General features: G+C 74.0%; 15 protein-coding genes. 7 read left to right on the top strand and 8 right to left on the bottom strand.

The genetic code is table 11. The features are described 5' to 3' along the window. The first annotated feature begins 290 nt into the window (after nucleotides 1–290). From D476_RS37430 to D476_RS0112755, 5 genes are all read left to right on the top strand, one after another. The gene (locus D476_RS37430; RefSeq protein ID WP_160167443.1) at nucleotides 291–905 is read left to right on the top strand and encodes a hypothetical protein; all 615 of its coding nucleotides are present in this window, start codon (nucleotides 291–293) and stop codon (nucleotides 903–905) included. A gap of 204 nt (nucleotides 906–1,109) precedes the next feature. Next, a complete protein-coding gene (locus D476_RS0112775) occupies nucleotides 1,110–1,961 on the top strand; it encodes a metallophosphoesterase family protein (protein WP_017624329.1) in 852 nt (283 codons plus the stop codon). Between the two features lie 142 nt (nucleotides 1,962–2,103). Further along, nucleotides 2,104–2,943 carry a hypothetical protein gene (locus D476_RS0112770; RefSeq protein ID WP_017624328.1) on the top strand — a complete coding sequence of 280 codons (840 nt, stop codon included), beginning with the start codon at nucleotides 2,104–2,106 and terminating at the stop codon, nucleotides 2,941–2,943. A gap of 1,800 nt (nucleotides 2,944–4,743) precedes the next feature. Further along, nucleotides 4,744–7,080 (top strand): hypothetical protein, encoded by a 2,337-nt coding sequence (locus tag D476_RS35640; RefSeq protein ID WP_160167442.1) that lies wholly within the window; start codon nucleotides 4,744–4,746, stop codon nucleotides 7,078–7,080. A gap of 95 nt (nucleotides 7,081–7,175) precedes the next feature. After that, nucleotides 7,176–7,901 carry a hypothetical protein gene (locus D476_RS0112755; protein WP_017624327.1) on the top strand — a complete coding sequence of 242 codons (726 nt, stop codon included), beginning with the start codon at nucleotides 7,176–7,178 and terminating at the stop codon, nucleotides 7,899–7,901. A 159-nt stretch (nucleotides 7,902–8,060) separates the two neighbouring features. On the opposite strand, the gene D476_RS0112750 is transcribed toward D476_RS0112755, so the two are convergent. The 4 genes from D476_RS0112750 to metH all read right to left on the bottom strand — a co-directional run bounded on the left by D476_RS0112750 (nucleotide 8,061) and on the right by metH (nucleotide 13,332). Further along, on the bottom strand, nucleotides 8,061–8,453 hold the full coding sequence (locus D476_RS0112750) for a hypothetical protein (protein WP_040726211.1): 393 nt from the start codon (nucleotides 8,451–8,453) through the stop codon (nucleotides 8,061–8,063). Between the two features lie 83 nt (nucleotides 8,454–8,536). After that, nucleotides 8,537–8,929: a hypothetical protein gene (locus tag D476_RS33120; RefSeq protein ID WP_017624325.1), complete on the bottom strand. Its 393-nt coding sequence runs from the start codon at nucleotides 8,927–8,929 to the stop codon at nucleotides 8,537–8,539. A gap of 153 nt (nucleotides 8,930–9,082) precedes the next feature. Beyond that, the gene (locus D476_RS0112740) at nucleotides 9,083–9,778 is read right to left on the bottom strand and encodes an HAD family hydrolase (protein ID WP_017624324.1); all 696 of its coding nucleotides are present in this window, start codon (nucleotides 9,776–9,778) and stop codon (nucleotides 9,083–9,085) included. Between the two features lie 80 nt (nucleotides 9,779–9,858). Next, nucleotides 9,859–13,332 carry a methionine synthase gene (gene metH / locus D476_RS0112735; RefSeq protein ID WP_083939502.1) on the bottom strand — a complete coding sequence of 1,158 codons (3,474 nt, stop codon included), beginning with the start codon at nucleotides 13,330–13,332 and terminating at the stop codon, nucleotides 9,859–9,861. 259 nt (nucleotides 13,333–13,591) lie between these two features. On the opposite strand from metH, the gene D476_RS0112730 reads away from it, so the two are divergent. Next, nucleotides 13,592–14,434: a PAC2 family protein gene (locus D476_RS0112730; RefSeq protein ID WP_017624322.1), complete on the top strand. Its 843-nt coding sequence runs from the start codon at nucleotides 13,592–13,594 to the stop codon at nucleotides 14,432–14,434. 65 nt (nucleotides 14,435–14,499) lie between these two features. Here D476_RS0112730 and D476_RS0112725 read toward each other — a convergent pair whose 3' ends face one another. The 4 genes from D476_RS0112725 to D476_RS0112710 all read right to left on the bottom strand — a co-directional run bounded on the left by D476_RS0112725 (nucleotide 14,500) and on the right by D476_RS0112710 (nucleotide 18,602). Continuing rightward, nucleotides 14,500–14,913, bottom strand: coding sequence for an ABATE domain-containing protein (locus tag D476_RS0112725; protein WP_017624321.1), 414 nt, complete (start codon nucleotides 14,911–14,913; stop codon nucleotides 14,500–14,502). Between the two features lie 830 nt (nucleotides 14,914–15,743). Beyond that, entirely contained in the window at nucleotides 15,744–16,970 is a 1,227-nt protein-coding gene (gene mshC / locus D476_RS0112720; RefSeq protein WP_017624320.1) for a cysteine--1-D-myo-inosityl 2-amino-2-deoxy-alpha-D-glucopyranoside ligase, read from the bottom strand. A gap of 91 nt (nucleotides 16,971–17,061) precedes the next feature. Beyond that, nucleotides 17,062–17,346, bottom strand: coding sequence for a hypothetical protein (locus D476_RS0112715; RefSeq protein ID WP_017624319.1), 285 nt, complete (start codon nucleotides 17,344–17,346; stop codon nucleotides 17,062–17,064). Between the two features lie 437 nt (nucleotides 17,347–17,783). After that, nucleotides 17,784–18,602 (bottom strand): NRDE family protein, encoded by an 819-nt coding sequence (locus D476_RS0112710; protein ID WP_017624318.1) that lies wholly within the window; start codon nucleotides 18,600–18,602, stop codon nucleotides 17,784–17,786. Nucleotides 18,603–19,173: 571 nt separating this feature from the next. Between D476_RS0112710 and D476_RS0112705 the strand changes: the two genes are divergently transcribed. After that, the gene (locus tag D476_RS0112705; protein WP_017624317.1) at nucleotides 19,174–21,675 is read left to right on the top strand and encodes an HAD-IC family P-type ATPase; all 2,502 of its coding nucleotides are present in this window, start codon (nucleotides 19,174–19,176) and stop codon (nucleotides 21,673–21,675) included. The last annotated feature ends 236 nt before the right edge of the window (nucleotides 21,676–21,911 follow it).

Here is a 21,911-nt window from a genome sequence, read left to right as displayed (position 1 = left end):
CCGCACATGCGGGGAGGTCGGTGGCCCTTTCGCTGCGTACCCTGCCGACCTCCCCACATGGGAGCCGTCCGGGGATTGTTCCCCCGGTACCCGGTACCCGGTACCCGGTGCCCGCGCCCTGGGCCGCCCTCCCTGGGCCTGTCGAGGTCCGCCAGGAGATGCTCCGCGAGGCCCTGGAGATCATCCGGTTGCTGCGGCGCGGCGGCCACCGCTCCTCCTGCGGCCGCCGCCCCCGCGCCCGCTCCGCTCGGAGTACGAGCAGTCGTCGGGCTCTGCAAGAATCCCTTCCTGTGACCACATCCCCGAATTCCCCTTCCCCCGCGCCCGCCCCTGCGCAGGGATCTCCTCGCCCCTCTGTCACCACGGCCGCGCCGCGGACCACCGGCTACTGGGTCGGCGGTGCCCTGTTCGCCGTGCTCACCGGCGCGGGCATCGTCGTCGGCGCCGTCGGCTCGGAGCCGCCCCGCCCGGTCCCCGACTTCGTCGCCGAGGTCGAGGGCGAAGGGCAGGCCACCTTCGAGGTGGGCGACGGCGAGGAGGGGCGCTGGGCGGTCTTCACGACCGACGTGAACGACTGGACCTGCACTCACGTCACCCCCTCGGGCCAAGCCGCCGAGCGCACCTTCGAGGGCTCCTACACCAGCGACGACGGGCGCTGGTACCTCAACGGCATCCTGGACACCTCCGAGCCGGGCACCCACACCTTCGCCTGCAGCGGAGGCGCGGGGATCAGCCGCGGAATCGCCTCGATGGACACGGTCGAGGCCGCGGAGGGCCGGGGCACCGTCATGGGGGCGACCGCGCTCGCCCTGGCGGCCGCCGGACTCCTCGGCGGCGGGGGCGTGGCCGGGGCGACGGTCCTGCGGCGCCGCGCGCACCAGCGCCGGACCGCCCCGACGGCCTGACACACCGGCCCGGCCGCCCGCGCCCTTCCGCCCACTGGGCCCCGGGCTGCGGATCCCGGACGGGACCGGGTTGAATGGGGACCGCTACGACACGATCCCGTGGGAAGGGCGGTCCTCGACCATGACGACCTGCCGCGGCGGCGGAGCGATCGGCCTCCGCCGCCCCTGTCATCCGTCGGCCGGCGACCGTACGGGAGGCGGGGCATGACCGGCTCCCTGCTCGCGGTGAGCGACCTGCACGCCGCCCACCCCGACAACCGCGCGCTCGTCGAAGGGCTGCGGCCCGATTCCCCCGACGACTGGCTGATCGTCGCCGGAGACGTCGCCGAGTCCGTCGACCGCATCGCGTGGGCCCTCGAAGTGCTCAGGGACCGGTTCGCCAAGGTCATCTGGACACCCGGCAACCACGAGCTGTGGACGTCCAAGCGCGACACGGTGGACCTGCGCGGGGTGGAGCGCTACGGGCACCTGGTCAAGGTCTGCCGCGAGCTGGACGTGCTCACGCCGGAGGACCCCTACCCGGTCTGGGACGGGCCCGAGGGCCCGGTGGTGGTGGCCCCGCTCTTCCTGCTCTACGACTACTCCTTCCGCGCCCCGGGGACGGACACGAAGGAGGAGTCGCTGAAGGTCGCCTACGACACCGGGATCGTCTGCACGGACGAGCACCTGCTCTTCCCGGACCCCTACCCGGACCGCGAGTCCTGGTGCGCGGCGCGCGTGGAGGAGACCGAGCGCCGCCTGGAGGAGATCCCGCAGGACCTGCCGACAGTGCTGGTCAACCACTACCCGCTGGTGCGGACGCCGACCGACATCCTGCGCTACCCGCAGTTCGCCCAGTGGTGCGGCACCGACCGCACGGCCGACTGGCACGTGCGGTTCCGCGCGGCCTGTGTGGTCTACGGCCACCTGCACATCCCGAGGACGACGTGGTACGACGGCGTCCGCTTCGAGGAGGTGTCGGTCGGCTACCCGCGCGAGTGGAAGCGCCCCCGCCACCCGGAGGTGGGCCTGCGCCGCATCCTCCCCGCCGACCCGGACCGGGGGGAGTGGGGCTAGGAGCCGCCCTGGCGCGACCGCGCGCGACGGCCGCCCCGGCCTTCGCGCGCGTGCCCGCCGTTCCCGCCGACCGTTGCCACCGTCATCGGCGGTACGCGATGCTGTCCTCTCCTCACGAGCAAGAGAGGCCAGACGGACGCACATGAGCAAGATCGTCGTCGTGCACGGGATCGGCCAACAGAACGAGGGGGCGCACACGCTCCACAGCCGCCTCTTCCCCTTTCTGAAACAGGGCCTGGCCTACGGCGGATCCGACATCTCCCCGGAGGACGCGGCCTTTCCGTGCTACGGCCATCTGTTCCGCCCGGAAGCCGAGGTCCTCTCACCCGCCCCGCCCCGGTACGGCGCCGCCGACGTCACCGAGGGATTCGAGGCCGACCTCCTGTACGCGCTGTGGGAGCGCGCCGCCGAATCCGACCGCCGTGTGCTCCCGCCGAGCGAGGAGTCCCTTCTCCGGACCCCGGTGTGGGCGAAACGCGCCCTGGCCGCGATGAGCCGGTCCGCCTTTCTGAGCGGGATCGCCGAACGGGCCTTCATCGCCGATCTCAAGCAGGTCAGCGCCTATTTCTCCGACCCCGGTGTGCGGCAGGGGGCCGTCGCCGAGGCGCGCGCCGCGATCACGCCGCGGACCCGGGTCCTCGTCGGCCACTCGCTGGGGTCGGTGGTCGCCTACGAGCTGCTGTGCACCGCCTCCCCGGGCGAGATCCCCCCGGTCGCGCTGGTCACCCTCGGATCACCGCTCGGGCTGCGCCGCCTCGTGCACGACCGGCTCCCCCGGCCGGGTGCCTGGCCGGACGGCGCGGCGTCCTGGACCAACATCGCCGACGCCGCGGACGTGGTCGCCGTCGTCGAGGACCTGCGCCCGCTCTACGGCGGCCGGATCACGCAGATCCGCGTGCACAACGGCGCCCATGCCCACGACATGGCGCCCTACCTGACGGACGCGGCCACGGGACGGGCGATCGCCGAAGGCCTGGTGTGAAGGGCGCCGACGCGCCCGGGCGGGGGCGCCGCCTCTTCGCCGCGGTCGGCGTCACCACCGGCCTGGAGCGGACGGCCGACGCCCTGGCCGCCTCCGTCGCCGACATGAGCGCCCTGTTCACCGGGGAGTTCGGCTACACCGCGGCCGCGGGGTTCGGCACCGACCCGAGCGTGCAGCGGTACCGGGAGGCGCTGAGGGCCCTCGGGCGGTCGTGCACCCCCGAGGACACCGTCGCCCTGTACCACACCGGCCACGCCGACGTGGTCGACGACGAGCACCGGCTCTGGGCGGGCGACACGGCCGACCCGCTCTCCCAGACGCTGCGCACCTCAGAGCTGGTGACGCTGCTGCTGGCGGGGACGCCGCTGTGCCGACTCCTGGTGATCCTGGACGCCTGCTTCGCCGGGGAGGGCGGGGCCGAGTCGCTGGCCGCGGGCATGCGGGCCGCGCGCGACGGCGGCAAGTCGCTGTCGGTCATCACCTCGGCCCACCCCAGGGAACAGGTCCGGGCCGGGGACTTCGCCCGCCTGTTCCGCGCGGCCGTCCACGACGACTCCACCGCCGGCGCCGAGCCCCCGTTCCTGTCGCCGTCCGCCCTGGTGGCCCGCATCGAGGCGGACCCGTCCCGTCCCGCCTGGCAGACCGTCTCCGCCAGTTCGCTGTTCAGCACCGACGATGTGCCGCCGTTCCTGCCGAACCCGCGCCACGACCCCGGCCTCGCCGACGTGGACCTGCTGACCCGGCTCCGCATCGAGCAGGAGGGGCTGCGCGCGGGCGAGATGGCCGAGCACTTCGAGCCGCGCGCCCGCGGTGTGCTCTCGGCCTCCGAGTCCGACTGGCGCTTCGAGGGCCGCCACGCGGCGCTGCGGCGCGTGGCCGACCACATCCGGGCGGACGGCGGCGGAGTGCTCGCCGTGACCGGCGATCCCGGCTCGGGCAAGTCCGCCGTGCTGGGGCGGGTCGTGCTGCTGTCGGATCCCCGGCGCGCGGGCGGCGTCCCTCTGGCGGGGGCGGCGCAGGACACCCTTCCCCCGAGGGAGGGGGTCGACGGCGCCGTCCACGTTCGCCGCATGACCACCCTCCAGGTGGTCAAGGCCCTGAGCGCGATCACGGGCGTGCGGGCGGACACGGCGGGCGAGCTCCTGTCGGGTCTGGGGCGGCGCCGCGCGTGCATCGTCATCGACTCCCTCGACGAGGCGATCGACCCCCGCGGCCTGGTGAAGGAGTTGATCCGCCCGCTGGCGGAGTCGGCCGGCCGCACGGGGCTGCGCCTGCTGCTGGGGACGCGTCGCCATCTCCTGCCCGACCTGGGCGGCGACGTTCCCGCACTCGACCTGGACGCGCCCGGCTACGCCGACCCCGAGAGCGTCGCCCGCTACTCCCGGCACTGCCTGGTGCGGGCGGTCCCGGGCTCGGCGTACGCCGAGGCCGGGGCCGAGTACGTCGACGCGGTCGCGCAGGCCGTGGCCGAGGCGGCCGGGGCCTCGTTCCTGGTCGCCCTGATCGCGTCGACGTCGCTGGCCTTGAGGGAGGAGCTNCCCCCCCCCCGCCGATCCCGACTGGCGGGCCGCGCTCCCCCGTACCGCCGCCGAGGCCATGCGAACGGACCTGGAGGAGCGCCTCGGAGAGGAGGCGCCCCGGGCGGTGGCGCTGCTGATGCCGCTCGCGTTCGCCCAGGGGGCGGGCCTTCCCTGGGAGGACGTGTGGGCGGGGCTCGCCGGGCGGATCGCGGGCCGGGCGTTCTCCGACGCCGATGTCCTCTGGCTCAGGGAGCACGCCGGGTGCTACATCGTCGAATCCTTGGCGCAGGGCCGTTCGGTGTACCGGCTCTACCACGCCGCGATGGCCGAGTTCGTGGCCGGGTACGCCGCCGCTAAAGAGGTGCACTCGGGCTTCGTCGACTTCTTCGCCGGGCACACGCCAAGGCACGGGACCCGCCGGTGGGAGCGGGCCCATCCCTACGCCCGGCGCCACCTGGCCACCCATGCCGCGCTGTGCGGGCGCCTGGATCCGCTGCTGGAAGACCCGGACTACCTGCTCGCGGCGCAGCCGGACGAACTCCTCAGCGCGCTGCCGGCCGCGGGGACGGACTCGGGGCGGAGGGCGGGCGACGCCTACCGGCGCTCGGTACACCACCTGGACGGCGGCCCGGACGCGCGCCCCTACCTCCTGCTCGGTGCCCACCGGGTCTCCGCCGAGTGCCTGGCAGAGCGGTTGGCCGCCTCGCCCGAACGCGGGCCGTGGTGGATCGAGTGGGCCCACTGGCGCACCGAGGCCCCGCACCGGATCCTGGCGAGGTTCCCCGGCCCGGTCACCTCCCTAACCGCGACAAGGGCTCAGGGCGGGGGCCTCCTGGCGGTCGCGGTGGGGCGTGTGGTCGTGCTCCTCGACCCCCACACGGGCCGGGTCATCGAGCGCACGGCGGCCACGGGGCGCACCGTGTTCGCCCTCCTCCCTTTCACCCGGCCGGACGGCACCTCCGCGCTCGTGGCCTTCGAGGACGCCGACCAGGTGTCGGTCCTGGCGGTCCCCTCGCTGGCGGAGGTGTGCCGCTTCCCCGTCCTGGGCTTCTCACGGGCGCGTGCCCTGCTCCGGCGCCCGACCGCGTTCACCGCTCCGCTCCGACCGTCCACCGAGGCCCTGCCCGCCGCTCCCGGGAGGGTCCTCGTCACCCGGAGGCTGCTCAGGGTGGACGTGTGGGACCTGGCCGACGGCGCCCACCTGGTTCGGACGAGCGCGGAGCCGGCGCCGGGCCGGGGAGGCATCGGCCTGGGCCTCGGCGTCAGCGCCGGACACGAGGCGACCCCGCTGGACGTGGCGCTCACCGACCCCCTCGCCACCGCCGACGCCGCCCTCCCCGACGAGGGCGGCCACCTCGGGACGGTGTGGGGCGCGGTCACGTTGACGGGGCCGTCGGGCGCGGACGCCTCCTTCACCGGGGGCTCCGACGGGACCGTCCGCGTGTGGAGCGGGACCGACGTCGACGGGACCGGCGTCGGGGAGGATACGGACGAAGGACGGAGCGAAGAGGAGCGGCGCCCCGTCTTCCCCGGGCCGCCTCGGATGGTGCGCAACAAGCTGCCCGTGGTGTACTCCGCACCGCACCCACGGGACCCCGACTCCCTGCTGTGCCTGACCGCCAGCGAGCTGACCGAGCTGAACACCGTGTCGGGGGACCACCGCCGCATCCCGGCCCCTGAGGCCGAGAAGGGGGCCGTCACGGCCTTCACCTTCGCCGAGGCGGTGGTGGAGGGGCGCCGCCGCACCGTCGTCCTCCTCTACGTCCAGGGACGCCAGGGCTGCTACTGGGCGGCCAGGGATGCCTCGGACGGGAGTGCGGCAGGTCGCGGATACGCGTCCGAGTCGACCGCCTATGACGCGGCGGCGGTGCCCCTCCCCAGCGGGGAGACCGCCGTGGTGACCGTCGGGCACGACTGCCGGGCGGTCCTCTGGCGACTGTCCGCCGCACCCACCGCGCGGCAGGACGCCGGGTTCCAGGTGAAGGTGTTCGCCTCCAAAGGCTTGGAGGACGGGCACGACGGGTGGACGTCCTGTGTGGCCACGGGTATCGACCGGCACGGCCGCCAGGTCGCCGTGACGGGCGGGCACGACGGCAGGGTGTGTGTCTGGTCCCTCCCTGAGGGACGTCTGCTGCGCCGCTTCACCGCGGTGCCGAACCTGCTCTTCCCGGTGCCGACGTCACGGGCGCACGTCAAGCGGATCGCCTACACCGGCGCTCCGGGCGGCGCGCGGGTGATCGTCACGCTCGGGGAGACGGGCGAGGTCGCCGTGTGGCGGGACCGGTCGCCCCGGCTCCTGGCCCGCCTTCCCGGGGGCTCCGACCCCGCCGCCCACCTCGCCGTCCATCCGGCCCGCGACCACCTCGTGGTCGCCACCGGCGACCTCACCGGGACCGTGCGCGTCAGCGCGGTGGCCTTCTCCGCACGGCGCAGGGGCCGCATCCGGGCGGCGACGGTCACCTCCACCCATCGCATCGAACTGGACAGCACGGTGTGCGACCTGCGGTTCACGCGCTCCGGCTCCCTGTTCGCCGCCACCGGGAACGGTGTCATGGCCCTCTCGCTCACCTCCTCGCCGGACGCGCGCGGCTGGAGCGGCGGTGAGCCGCCGTGGTGATCCCCGGTCCCGCCGGTCCGGAGCCGCTCCCTCCCAGGAGGCCGACGGCCGCGGACCGGTGCCGGAAGAACCGGCGGCGCCGCCGTTGCGACTTCGTGGCAGGGCGTCTCGGTACGGCGCTGCTGATCCTGGCCAGCGCGTCCGCCTACCTGTGCGTGGGGGTGATGGCCGCGCTCCCGCCGGAGGGCACCGGCGGTGCGGAGGAGGGCGGCCGACGCCTGGCGGCCGTGGTGCGGGAGGGCGTTCCGCTCCTGGCTCCCCTGGCCGCCGTGGCGGCCTTCGTCCCGCGGGGTGTGAAGCCCGCGCTCGTGGGCATCGCCGTGGTGGCGTTCTGCTACGGGGCGGCACTGTCGACACCTGCCGAACAGAACCTGCTCCCCCTGCTCCCCGCCTCGCCGGACGACCGCCCGCCGGACCCCGGCCTCCCCTTCGACGCAGAGGCGGCGCGCGCCGTCACCGTCGCGGCCGTGGGAACAGGGGCACTGTGGGCGGCAAGGCGGCTCTTTGGCCGGTATCCCGTTCCCCGGGCACATCTGAACCCGGGACGCCCGGTGCCCGCCTTCGTCTCACTGAGCACCCGGCGGCGGCTGTTGGCCGTGCCCATCGCGGCCGTGCTCCTCGCCGTCGCGGCCGGGACGGCCGCGGCCGTCTCGGTCGGCGCGGGTGTCCCGGTCGCCCCTGCCGCATTGACCGAGAGAGCCCTGGCCGCAGCAGACCCGTTCGGCATCGGGACGGACGCGACCGTGCTGGCCGTCTACCTGCCGTGCGGCCTGGTACTCACCCACGCCCTCGCCGCCGTCCTGAGGTGGAGGTGGCGGTGAGGCCGTGGCCGACGGTCGATCGGTGCGTTCACCCGCCTCGCATCCTGGAAGCCGCCCGCAGCGAGGTCGCTCCATGAGCTATGTGCGGCCCGGCACCTGCGCCCCGACCGGCCCGTGGTCTCAAACGGTGGGGGGCGGTCCCCGCGGCCGGTCACCGGTTCAGAAGAACGTGACCTCGATCCACCACAGGGCGGCCCAGGACAGGGCGCCTCCGGCGAGCACGACCGTGGTGACCACGGTGAGGTTGAGGAACGTCGCCGGAGGCGGCGGGTACCCGGCGTTGTACCGCTCCCGCTGTTCCCGGAGCCACCGGGCGAACACCAGCCGGACCAGCACCGTGGTCATCGAGACCGTGGTGAAGATCCGCAGCGCCGTTCCGCCGTCCTGCACCGCTCCGCCGACCGTCTTCATGAACAGGGACCCGGCGACGAACAGCGGGAACACCAGGGCGATGAGGGTGCGCTTCCACCCGTAGGCCATGCTCGCCATGGCCGCCGCGAGCGCGACGCCCGCCACCAGGGCCATGGCCCACTGGAACTGCTCATGGGTCAACGGGGTACCGCCTGTTCATCGTCGCCGCCGGGCGAATGTGGACGAGGGAAGGGACAGAGGGGGACGGAGGACGGCCCCGGGGATCAGAAGAGGACCTGCTCGACCCCCGCGATCACCGCGCCCAGCCCGGCCATCCCGGCGATGAGCGCCGCGAAGAAGACCGCGAGCTGCCTCGGCGTCATCTGCGCCCAGCGCCCCTCGCGGTCGTAGAGCTCCCACTGCCGCCGGATCCACCCGGCGAAGACCAGGCGCATCAGCGCGAGGCCGAGGCTGCACAGGATGAAGATGTGCAGGGCCACGACCTCGTCGATACCGCGCGCCGCCGACCTCGCGGCCATGTACGCGCTCAGGGCCAGCGGGAGGACCACCAAGGCGAAGACCTTGGCCCTCCATCCGCGCACCATCGAGGCCAGCGCCAGCGAGACGGCCGCTGCCGACACGGCGGCCAGCCCCCACAGGAACCACTCATACGACATTTCGGGTCTGCAGCCCTTTCTCTGACATTTCCGCCCATTCGACGCGCTCGGCGGCGCGGCGGTTCCCGCGCGTGTGTCCGGCCCCCGGCCAGGGGCCGGACACACGTGCGGGGCCGGGCGCGACGCCCGGCCCCGCATCGGTGCTCTACGGCCTCAGACCCCGGCGGAGCGGGCGGTGTGGCGTTCGGCGAGGTCGGCCAGCCACTCCATGTCGATGCCTTCGAGGGTGTCGACCACCGTCAGGCCCTCCGCGGGCCCGATCGGGACCATCATCGGCACCGCCACCGTGGCGCACCCCGCGGCCAGGGCCGAAGCGACGCCCACCGCCGAGTCCTCCACGGCCACGCAGCGCGCCGGGTCGACCCCCAACAGGCGGGCGGCCTTCAGGTACGGCTCCGGGTGCGGCTTGTTGGCCTCCACCTCGTCCCCGCCGACCGACAGGTCGAACGACTCCAGCCCGATAGCGCCGATCGCCGAGGAGATCAGGTGCCGCTCGGTGGAGGTGACCAGTGCCGAGGGGACCGGCGAGGCCGCCACCGCGGCCACCAGCTCCTTGGCGCCGGGGCGCGGGTCGGCGCCCTCGGCCAGGCGGCGGCCGAACGCCTCCTGCATCCGGGAGATCACCTCCCGGGGCTCGGCGCGCACCCCCGGAAGGTCGGCGACGTAGCGGCCCACCTTCTCCGCGGCCCCGCCCACGTTGCGGCGGTGGTCCTCCTCGGTCCAGACGCCGCCGAGCTCGGCGACGACCTCGGCCTCGGCCTCCCCCCACAGCCCCTCGCTGTCGATGAGGGTGCCGTCCATGTCGAACAGGACGGCCTGGGGCAGGACGCGGGTCGGTGTACTGCTCATCGCGGTGGGGCGCCCGCCCCACGCGGGGGCGGGCGCCCTTCCTCCTTCGCTCGTCGGGTGCCTGCGGGCCCCGGTGCCCGTCAGACGTTGAAGTACTTGGCCTCCGGGTGGTGGATCACGATCGCGTCGGTGGCCTGCTCCGGAACGAGCTGGAACTCCTCCGACAGGGTGACGCCGACGCGCTCGGGCTCCAGCAGCTTCATGATCTTGGCCCGGTCCTCCAGGTCGGGGCAGGCCCCGTACCCCAGGGAGAACCGCGCACCCCGGTAGCCCAGCTTGAAGAACTGCTCGATGTCGGCCGGGTCCTCGCCCGCGAAACCCAGCTCCGAGCGGATCCGGGTGTGCCAGTACTCCGCCAGCGCCTCGGTGAGCTGCACCGACAGGCCGTGCAGTTCGAGGTAGTCGCGGTAGGCGTCCTTCTCGAACAGCGCCTGGGTGGCCTTGGAGATGCCCCCGCCGACGGTGACCACCTGGAAGGAGACCACGTCGGTCTCGCCGGACTCCTTCGGGCGGAAGAAGTCCGACAGGCACAGGTGCCGGTCGCGGCGCTGGCGCGGGAAGGTGAACCGGGTCCGCTCGCCCCCGTCCTCGTCGAGGACGACCAGGTCGTCGCCCTCGCTGTAGCAGGGGAAGTGGCCGTAGACGACCGCGGCCTCCAGCCAGCCCTCGGTCTGGATGCGGTCCAGCCACATCCGCATGCGCGGCCGGCCCTCGGTCTCCACCAGCTCCTCGTAGCTGGGGCCCTCCTTGCCGCGGGAGCCCTTGAGCCCCCACTGGCCCATGAAGGTGGCCCGCTCGTCCAGGTAGGCGGTGTAGTCGGCCAGCGGGATGCCCTTGCTGATCCGGTCGCCCCAGAACGGCGGGACCGGCACCGGGTTGTCGGTGGCCACGTCGCTGCGGGCGGGCATGTCCTCGGGCGCGGTCACCTTGAGCTTGGCGCCGCCCTTGACCCGGCGGGTGCGCAGCGCGGGCAGCTCGGCGCCCTCCTCGCCGCGCTTGACCGCCATGAAGGCGTCCATCAGGCGCAGCCCCTCGAAGGCGTCCTTGGCGTAGCGGACCTCGCCGCGGTACAGCTCGGCCAGGTCCTCCTCGACGAAGGAGCGGGTGAGCGCGGCGCCGCCCAGCAGGACCGGGAACTTCTCGGAGATGCCCCGGGAGTTCATCTCCTCCAGGTTCTCCTTCATGATCACGGTCGACTTCACCAGCAGGCCGGACATGCCGATCATGTCGGCCCGGTTCTCCTCGGCGGCCTCCAGGATGGCCGACACCGGCTGCTTGATGCCGATGTTGACCACGTCGTAGCCGTTGTTGGACAGGATGATGTCCACGAGGTTCTTGCCGATGTCGTGCACGTCGCCCTTGACGGTCGCCAGCACGATGCGGCCCTTGCCGTCGTCGTCCTCGGCCTTCTCCATGTGCGGTTCGAGGTAGGCCACCGCGGCCTTCATCACCTCGGCCGACTTGAGCACGAAGGGCAGCTGCATCTGGCCGGAGCCGAACAGGTCGCCCACGACCTTCATCCCGGCGAGCAGGTCGTCGTTGACGATCTCCAGCGCCTTCTTCTCGGCCAGGGCGGCGGCCAGGTCGTCCTCCATGCCGACCTGCTCGCCGTCGATGATCCGGCGCTGCAGCCGCTCCCACAGCGGCAGGGCGGCCAGCGCCTCGGCGCGGGAGGCCTTCATCTCCTTGGCGTCCACGCCGTCGAAGAGCTCCATGAACGCGGACAGCGGGTCGAAGTCGCCCTCGCGCCGGTCGTAGATCAGGTCGAGGGCGGCCTTGCGCTGCTCCTCGGGGATCTGGTTCATCGGCAGGATCTTGGAGGCGTGCACGATCGCCGAGTCCAGGCCCGCCTCGACCGCCTCGGCCAGGTAGACCGAGTTCAGCACGATGCGCCCGGCGGGGTTGAGGCCGAAGGACAGGTTGGACAGGCCCAGCGTGGTCTGCACCTCGGGGTAGCGCCGCTTGAGCTCCTTGATGGCCTCGAGCGTCTCGATGCCGTCGCGGCGCGTCTCCTCCTGACCGGTGGTGATGGGGAAGGTCAGGCAGTCGATGATGATGTCGCCGACCTTCATGCCCCAGTTGTCCACCAGGTCGTCGATGAGGCGGGAGGCCACCCGGACCTTCCAGTCGGCGGTGCGGGCCTGGCCGTCCTCGTCGATGCACAGCCCGACCACCGCGGCGCCGTGCTCCTTGACCAGGCGCATGATGCGGGCGAACCGCGAGTCGGGGCCGTCGCCGTCCTCGTAGTTGACCGAGTTGATCACCGCGCGGCCGCCGACCAGCTCCAGGCCGGCCTCCAGCACCCCGGGCTCGGTGGAGTCGAGCATCAGCGGCAGGGTGGAGGCGGTCGCCAGGCGCGAGGCCAGCTCGCGCATGTCCTGGCTGCCGTCGCGGCCCACGTAGTCCACGTTCAGGTCGAGCAGGTGGGCGCCGTCGCTGATCTGCTCGCGGGCGATCTCGACGCAGTCGTCGTAGCGCTCCTCGATCATCGCCTCGCGGAACTTCTTGGATCCGTTGGCGTTGGTGCGCTCGCCCACGGCCAGGTAGCTGGCGTCCTGGCGGAAGGGCACGCTCTGGTAGAGCGAGGCCGCCGAGGCGTGGCTGACGGGCCTGCGGTCCTTGACGCCCCGGCCCTGCACCCGCTCGACCACCTGCCGCAGGTGCTCGGGGGTGGTGCCGCAGCAGCCCCCGGCCATGGACAGGCCGAACTCGGTGGTGAAGCTGTCGTGGGCGTCGGCCAGCTCGGAGGGCTGCAGCGGGTAGACGGCGCCGTCGGTTCCCAGCTGGGGCAGGCCGGCGTTGGGCATGCAGGAGATCGGCACGGTGGCGTGCTGCGACAGGTAGCGCAGGTGCTCGCTCATCTCGGCCGGACCGGTGGCGCAGTTGAGGCCGATCATGTCGATGCCCAGCGGCTCCAGCGCGGTGACCGCGGCGCCGATCTCCGAGCCCATCAGCATGGTGCCGGTGGTCTCGATGGTGACCTGGGCGATGATCGTGATGTCGCTGCCCAGGGCGCGGCGGGCGCGCATGGCCCCGATCACGGCGGCCTTGGTCTGCAGCAGGTCCTGGCAGGTCTCGATGAGGATGGCGTCGGCGCCGCCCTCGATCAGCCCGCGGTGGCACTGCTCGTAGTAGTCGCGCAGGAGGGCGAAGGGCGCATGGCCCAGGGAGGGGAGCTTCGTTCCCGGGCCCACCGAGCCCAGGACGTATCGGGGGTGGTCGGCGGTGGAGTAGTCGTCGGCGACCTCACGCGCGATGCGGGCACCGGACTCGGCCAGCTCGTAGGTGCGGTCGACGATGTCGTACTCGCCCAGGTTGCCGAAGTTGGCGCCGAAGGTGTTGGTCTCGACGCAGTCCACACCGACGTCGAAGAACCCCTCGTGGGTCGAGCGCACCACGTCGGGGCGGGTGACGTTGAGGATCTCGTTGCAGCCTTCGTGGCCTTCGAAGTCGTCGAGGCCGAGATCGTGGCCTTGCAGCATGGTGCCCATCGCGCCATCGGCGACGATGACGCGGCGGGCGAGGGCATCCCGGAAGGAGAGTCGAGAGCTCATGACCCTTTACTGTAGTGACGACCGGGCGGCAGTTGCGCATACGGGGGTAGCCGACTGTCACATCCCCGCGTTCATGCAGGTCAGACAGCCGGGACGCCGTCGTCCGGAATGGTTCTGTCCGCGCTACGCGTTTCGCTGGACGGAACGATACCGTACGGCGTTCCCCCGCGTGGCCGGGACCCCGTAGGGTTGTGCGTGTCCGCGCGAGGAGTGAAGCGATGGGCCCGCCCGGACGGCGGGCGCGGTGAGGAGGCGGCCTGTGCCTGAGCTCGACGACGGCGTCCCCGGACTCGTCGAGCCCGTCCTGGTGGCCGCCTTCGAGGGCTGGAACGACGCCGGGGAGGCCGCCAGCGCCGCACTGGAGCACCTGGCCTCGGCCTGGGAGGCCGAGGACCTGGCCCGCCTGGACACCGACGACTACTACGACTTCCAGGTCTCCCGGCCCCGGATCACGGTGGCCGACGGCAGGCACGTGGGGTTGGAGTGGCCCGCCACCCGGGTGCGCACGGCCCGCGCGGGCGGCGTGGACGTGGTGCTGGTGAGCGGCTCGGAGCCGAACATGCGCTGGCGCGGCTTCAGCGCCGACCTGCTGGCGATCGCCCGGGAGCTGGGCGTGCGCCGCGCGGTGATGCTGGGGGCGCTGCTGGCCGACTCCCCGCACACCCGGCCGGTCCCGGTGACCGGGGTGGCCTCCCCGCCGGAGCTGGGCACGGAGCTGGGCCTGGAGCCGACCGAGTACGAGGGCCCCACCGGCATCGTGGGCGTGCTGCACGACGTGTTCGCCGAGGCCGGGATCGAGGCCGTGTCGCTGTGGGCGGCGGTGCCGCACTACGTGGCGCAGCCGCCGAGCCCGAAGGCGGCGCTGGCGCTGCTCCGACGGGTGGAGGACGTCCTGGACCGCCCGGTGCCCATGGGCGAGCTGCCCGAGGACGCCCGCGCCTGGGAGACCGGCGTGGACGAGCTGGCCTCGGAGGACGAGGACATCGCCGGGTACGTGCGGAGCCTGGAGGAGGCCAAGGACGCCGCGGAGCTGCCGGAGGCCAGCGGCGAGGCGATCGCCCGCGAGTTCCAGCGCTACCTGCGCCGCCGCGACCACGGCTGAGCCGCCGGAGACCGGCGGCGTTCACCCACCCGCGCGCCCCCCGAGGGCCGCGGTGCGGCGGGCGCTCAGAGGTCGATGCCGCGCCACTCACCGGTGAGGGCGACGGCCGCCCAGGCGCCCGCGATACGGGCCAGCCCGCGCCGGACCTCGTCGACGACCGCGGGGGCCAGCACGCCCTGCTCCTCCTGCGGGTCGAGCCGGACGGTGACCCGCAGGCCGTCCAGCACCCGCTGCCCGCGCGCGAGGGCGTCCTCGTCGGTGGCCCGGCCCGCGGCCTGGAAGAGCAGGGCGCGGATGCCGTCGCGCAGGGAGAGGGCCTCGTCGAAGTCGGCCAGGGTGATGGGGATGGCCCCGGCGTTCACCAGCCCGTGCTCGCGCAGAAAGCGGGCGAGGTCGGCGCGGTCGGCCAGATCGCCGCGGGGGCCGGCGAACGCGGACACGAGTTCGGCGGCGGAGGTCGGTCGGGTCGTGGTCGTCATGGTGCCATCCCACCACGGAATGCCATCGCACGATGGCGTTCCGCAGGTTCCCGACCACAATCGGCCGTTTGTCACGTACGGGAACATCGTCCCCCTATTCTGCGCGGCGGCACTGGACATCGCGCCGCCCCCCCGCCCACAGGACCCCGGCCCGCCGCAGCCCGACAGGCGTTCATCGCGATACCGGAACGGGATTCGGTGCCACCGGGCCCCTGAACGGCACAGCGCGGCCGTTCGCCGGACTCGATGTCACCGCGTGTAGCCGATATCCGTCCGGAGCAGACCCCGAGCGCCGGACGGGGAGACCCGAACGGCACCACCCCCGCCTCTGCGTCCGACAGGAACACCCCAATCAGGCCCGAACGGGGCAATTCCTCTCTCGATCCCGTTCAGGTATCGCCGACATCGTCGCTCCGGGACCGCCAAGGGCGTCGTTGGGCGTGCTCCCCACCCCCGCCCGCACCTAACGCGGAGTATTCGCCCATGTCACAGCACTGCTGGGTTTTGCGGTGCAGGCCAGAGGCGCGCCCCGGGTGCCGACGACCGCGAACCCCGGCTCCACCGCCCCTCCCGGAACAAGAGAAGCCCGCCGGGCGGCGGGCAGGACCGGAGAACCGCCCCGCTCACTCCGCCACCGCCCTCTCCCTTTCCCTTGCACCTTGGCGGCCCGCCGGACGGCCCGGGGGAAGCGGGGCACCGGCTCCACCGCCGCCCGTCACCGCCTGCTCACACCACCCCCGCGGAAGGCGTGAGGCGGGCACCCGGCCGGGTGCCCGCCTCACGCCTTCGTGCGCGTCCCACGCGCACGGTCTCCGTCTTCTTAGAGCCTCTTACAGCTCCACGCCCAGCAGTGCGTCCACCGTGTCGCGCACCAGGGCCGGGGCCGCCGGGTCGTCGCCCGTGCCCGCGTTGGCCTGCTCGGCCCACGCGTCGACGGCCGCCAGGGCGGCCGGGGTGTCCAGGTCGTCCGCCAGCGCCCTGCGCACCTCGGCCAGCACCGGGGCGGCGTCCGGACCCGAGTCCCGGGCGGCGGCCGAGCGCCAGCGCGCCAGGCGCTCACCGGCCTCCTCCAGTCCCTTGGGGGTCCACCCCCAGTCGGTGCGGTAGTGGTTCGGCAGCATCGCCAGGCGCACCGCCATCGGGTCGGCGCCCTCCTCGCGGAGCTTGGAGACGAACACCAGGTTGCCCAGGGACTTGGACATCTTCTCGCCGTCGAGCCCGACCATGCCCACGTGCATGTAGTTCTGCGCGTGCGGGTGCGAGCCGGTCGCCTTACACGCCTCGGCGGCCCCCATCTCGTGGTGCGGGAAGACCAGGTCGCTCCCGCCGCCGTTGAGGTCGAAGCCCATCCCGAGCTCGTGCAGGGAGATGGCGCTGCACTCCACGTGCCATCCGGGGCGGCCCCGCCCCAGGGGGCTGTCCCAGGAGGGCTCCCCGGGGCGCTCGGCCCGCCACAGCAGCCAGTCCAAGGGGTCCTTCTTGCCGGGCCGGTCCGGGTCGCCGCCGCGCTCGCCGAACAGGCGCAGCATCTCGTCGCGGTCCATGCCGCCGATCTCGCCGAAGCGGTCGGCGGCCTCGACCGCGAAGTAGATGTCGCCCTCCAGGTCGTAGGCGGCGCCCGCGGCCCGCAGCCGGTCGACGAACTCGGCGATGAGGTCGATCGACTCCACGACGCCCACGTAGGCGCGGGGCGGCAGCACCCGCAGCGCCTCCATGTCCTCGCGGAACACCTGGATCTCGCGGGCCGCCAGGTCCCTCCACGCCTCGCCGGTGGCCTCCGCCCGCTCCAGCAGCGGGTCGTCCACGTCCGTGGTGTTCTGCACGTAGTCCACGGCGTGCCCCGCGTCCCGCCACACCCGGTTCACCAGGTCGAAGGTCAGGTAGGTGAAGGCATGGCCGATGTGCGCGGCGTCGTAGGGCGTGATCCCGCAGACGTACATGCGGGCCGTCGGCCCGGGGGTGGTGGCCCGCCGGCCCCCCGTGACGGTGTCGTGGATGCGGAGCGGTCCGCCGCTGCCGGGCAGGCGGACGATGTCGGGCGCAGACCAAGAACGCATGACACCGAGATTATCCGGCCAAGTACGGCGAAACCTCCCGGCCCCAGGGCGCGCCGAACGAGATCATTCGCCGATTCCGCGCGGGAATAACTCAGACCGAACGTTGTTCGGGCCCGCCGTCCCGCCCGGAGCCGCCGGACGCGCGCACGATGGCGCGCACGGCGGCGGCCGCCGCCAGGGCGCACACGACCGCGACCGGGGTGTTCCCCGCGTTCCAGTGCGTCAGGGCCGCCGCGACCGCCACCACGTACAGCAGCCAGTAGGAGGCCCGCTCGGTGCGGGTGGAGGGCCGCCCCCCGGCGGGCCCACGCAGCCCGGTCCACCCGCGCAGCTCCTGCAGGCGGGTCAGTGTCCGCCGGATCCCGTGGCGGTTCATAGGGCCTTCCCGTTCCCGATCTCGGTCCGGAGGGGGACGTCACCCCCTCTGTCCCCTTTCAGACGTTGACCACGGATTCGGGGTTGACACGGTGTGACCCGCCCCTCGCCCGACGCACACTCCGAGGGGAACGCCGAAACGCAGCATCTGGCCGCGGCCGACGCACGGGGCCGCGGCTCCGCCGCTTCCCCCGCCCCCGTCGTCCCCTCATCCCTGCCGTCCGGGCGCAGGGGCTCGACGGCGGTGCCGTGTCCGTTTCCAGGCGGGGCAAGCGCACCGGGCCGCACCCGGGAAGCCGCAGCCGAGAACGCTTCCGCCTTCGCACACCAGGCGGCGGGCACCGCGCCGAGGGCACCGGTCAGCGCGCCGGGCGCCGCGCGGCAGGCACCGGGTACCGGCCACCGGGCGACCACCGGCGATCACCGCTCCGCGGCACCTCAGTGGACCTCGTCGACCATCCGCCACGCCTCCGGGACGCCCGGCTCGGCGCTGAACGCCATCCGCGCCCCCTCCACCGCCACGGCCGCCAATGCCATGGACGACGTCGCCCATACCCGGTCCGGCCCCAGTTCGACGCGGGCCGCCAGCGACGCCGGGTCGTCCTCCCCCGCGCCGTAGCCCCCGGTACGGGCCGGGCCGCGCACCCCCTCGTCGAGCAGGCGCGGCCACTCGCCCCACACCTCCTTCGGCGTGCGGGCGGCCTCCAGCCCACTCGCCCCGGGTGCGGGCCGGGCGTCGCCGAACACCGGCGCGTGCCGCACCGCTCGCGGCGCGTTTGCGTCGAGCCCGGAGTTGGTCACCACGCTCACCCCGGAGGGCAGCGGTTCCCGGCGAAGCTCCCGGGCGTCCCAGGTGAGCACGGCACCGCCCGACGGGTCCGCGACGACCAGGTGGAAGGGTTCGTAGCGGGCCAGGTCCTCGCGCTCGGCCGCCTCGGCCCCGCCGTCGGCGCAGAGCAGCGGCAGGCGGCCGCGGCTCAGCTGGGCCCCGGGCGGGACCGTCCGTACGGGCGGCTCCGCCTCCGACCCGCCGCGAGGGGCCGCGTTGAGCACCGCGCACACCCGTGCCCCGGCGCCGGTGCGCACCGCGAGCCAGGTGCCGCCCGCCTCGGTGTCGCGCCCGCCCACCAGGCCGGGGTGGCCGGGCCAGTGCCGCGCGGGCGGTTCCCAGGGCCGCAGCAGCAGCTCGTCGCGGACCGCGGCCAGCACCAGCGGAACCGGCGCCGACGGGTCGAATCCGGTGATGACCGTGCACATTCGGCGCCTCCCGCGGTTCCTCCGTGCCGCCGTCGGCGGCGCTGCCACCACTATGGCGCCCCGGCCACCCCGCCGCGGCGGCGGGGTGCGGGCACCACCCGCGCACGGCGCGCCTGCCCGACCGCGGTGAGCCCCGGGTGTCCCCTAAGCTCTGCTACGGCGCGTCGTGCGGATCACGTCCGTCGCGAGGGCACGGCCCGTGCGACACGCCGCAGGGCGTGTTTCTCGGATGCTCTTCGGCAAGCGAGCGGCGCCGCCCCCTGACGTTCCGACGCCGCCTGGGCGGCGGAGGGGCGAAGGGGGACGGACTCCGCTCACGGGCCGGGTCACGGGGCGCGGGGTCCGACCCGGGCGGCCGTTCGGGCCTCCCGGAGCAGCGGGCGCCACGGACCCGGCCCCGGGCGGTCAACGGACCCGGCCGCAGGCGGCCACGGGCCGAAGACGATCCGGGATATTCGCCTTCACGGCGGAGGAGGCCACCGCGCGCCCTCCGCCCCCTCTGCTTCGTCCTCGGCGCGCCGACCGGCCCACGCGGCCCCGGCCGCCCCGCGACCGACCACCTGGAGCGTGCATGCCCGCCCCCCGCGAACAGCAGGACCCGCCCGTCCCCGTGTCCGACGACGGGCGGGGGCTGACCGCGGCCGAGGTCGCCGCGCGGGTGGCCGACGGGCGGACCAACGACGTGCCGGTGCGGGCCAGCCGCAGCATCGGCGCGATCGTCCGCGGCAACGTGCTGACCCGCATCAACGCCATGGTGGCGGTGCTGTTCGCGATCATCGCGGTGATCGGCCCGGTCCAGGACGGCCTGTTCGCGATGGTGATCGTGGTGAACACGCTCATCGGCATCGCCCAGGAGCTGCGCGCCAAGCGCACCCTGGACAAGCTGGCGATCGTGAACGCGGCACACCCGCGCGTGGTGCGCGACGGCGCGGCCACCCCGGTCACCGCCCAGGAGATCGTGCTGGACGACGTGATCGAGTGCGCCCCGGGCGACCAGGTGGTGGTGGACGGGGCCGTCGTCGCCGCCGAGGCGCTGGAGGTCGACGAGTCGCTGCTGACCGGCGAGGCCGACCCCGTGTTCAAGCGGCCCGGGGACACGGTCATGTCGGGCAGCTTCATCGTCGCGGGCACGGGCCGCTACCGCGCCTCGAAGGTGGGGCGGCACGCCTACGCCGCCCGCCTGGCCGAGGAGGCGAGCCGGTTCAGTCTGGTCCACTCCGAGCTGCGCTCGGGCATCGACCGCATCCTGCGGTTCATCACCTGGGCGCTGTTCCCCATCGGCGGGCTGCTGGTGTTCAGCCAGCTCGCCCTCAACGGCCAGGTCACCGTCGACGGCGCGGTCGGCGGCGCGGCGGGCGGGGGGCAGATCAGCGGCCCGCTGGCGGACGCGCTGCGCGGCATGGTGGCCGCCCTGGTGTCGATGGTGCCCGAGGGGCTGGTGCTGCTGGTCAGCATCGCCTTCGCGGTGGGGGTCGTGCGGCTGGGGCGGCACAAGTGCCTGGTACAGGAGCTGCCCGCCATCGAGGGGCTGGCCCGGGTGGACGTGGTGTGCACCGACAAGACCGGCACCCTGACCGAGAACGGCATGCGCCTGGCCGAGGTGCACGAGATGGGCGGTGCCGGGGGCGCCCCGGCGCGGGCGGCCCTGGCGGCCCTGGCCGGAGCCGACCCGCGCCCCAACCCCAGCGTCGCGGCGGTCGCCGAGGCCCTGGGGGCGCCGCCGGACGGCTGGACGGTCGTGGCGCGGGCCGCGTTCTCCTCGGCGCGCAAGTGGAGCGGGGCGTCGTTCTCGACGCCGGACGGCGAGGAGCACTGGGTGCTCGGCGCCCCCGACGTGCTGGCGCCCGGGGGCGGCCCGGAGGCGGCCGAGGCCGAGCGGATCGGCGGCACCGGGCTGCGGGTGCTGCTGCTGGGGCAGGCCGCCGAGCGGGTGGACGCGCCGGAGGCGCCGGGCCCGGTGCGGCCGGTGGCCCTGGTCGTCCTGGACCAGCGGGTGCGCGGCGACGCCAAGGACACCCTGGACTTCTTCGCCGAGCAGGACGTGCGGGTCAAGATCGTCTCGGGGGACAACGCGGTGTCGGTGGGGGCGGTGGCCCGGTCGGTCGGGCTCGCGGGGGCCGACGACCCCAGGGACGCGCGGGAGCTGCCCGCCGACGCCGAGGGGTTCGCGGCGGAGGCCGACCGCGCCTCGGTGTTCGGCCGGGTGACGCCGGAGCAGAAGCGGGACCTGGTGCGGGGGCTGCGGGCGCGCGGCCGCACGGTCGCGATGACCGGCGACGGCGTCAACGACGTGCTGGCGCTCAAGGAGGCCGACATCGGGGTGGCCATGGGGGCGGGCAGCCCGGCCTCGCGCGCGGTGGCGCAGATCGTGCTGCTGGGCGACCGCTTCTCGGCGCTTCCGGCGGTGGTGGCCGAGGGGCGGCGGGTCATCGGCAACATCGAGCGGGTCGCCAACCTGTTCCTGACCAAGACCGTGTACTCGATGACGATGGCCACGATGGTCAGCGTGCTGTCGGTGGCCTACCCCTTCTTCCCGCGGCACGCGACGCTGATCAACGCGGTGACGTTCGGCATCCCGTCGTTCTTCCTGGCGCTGGCGCCCAACTCCGAGCGGGCGCGTCCGGGGTTCGTGCGGCGGACGCTGCGGCTGGCCGTGCCGTCGGGGCTGGTCGCGGGGGCGGCGGCGGTGACGACCTACCTGCTGGTGCTGGGCGGCCGGTCGGTCCCGGACCCGGCCGACCGGACGGCGGTGGTGGTCACGCTGTGCGCCACCACGCTGTGGGTGCTGCTGCTGGTGGCCAAACCGTATGTGTGGTGGAAGGTCGTACTGGTCGGGGCGATGGTGGGGCTGCTGCTGACGGCGATGCTGACGCCGGTGGGGCAGGCGTTCTTCGCTTTGGACGTGAGCGAGCCGCACAAGCTCTGGACCGGGCTGGGCGTGGCGGCCGCGGCGATGGCGCTGATCACCGCGGTGCGGCTGGTCGACGACCGCCTGATCGCCCGGGAGGAGGCCCGCCGCGAGACGGCCGAACGCGACCGGGACCCCCGGATGGAGCCGACCCCGAGCGGCTGAGCGGGACGACGGCGGGAGCGGAGCGATTCCCCTGCCTTCCCTGCCGAGCGACAGAGGTTCCTCGCAGTCCGGGAGGCGGTCCAGCCGGTGCCCGCCCGCGGCCCCCGGGCGAGCACCGGGCCGTCGAGGTGGGGGTGGCAGGGCGGCGACGAAGATCAGCGCCCCTTCCAGCAGCGCTGTGGGGCGCCCGGCACGTGCCTGGTCACCGTGATCGGCGGCGGCGGCGTGAGCGAGGC

It is taken from the genome of Nocardiopsis chromatogenes YIM 90109, from assembly GCF_000341185.1.
GTDB classification, from domain to species: Bacteria; Actinomycetota; Actinomycetes; order Streptosporangiales; family Streptosporangiaceae; genus Nocardiopsis_A; species Nocardiopsis_A chromatogenes.
The sequence above is the reverse complement of the archived record's forward strand: the minus strand, read 5'-3'. Positions and strand labels throughout refer to the sequence as shown.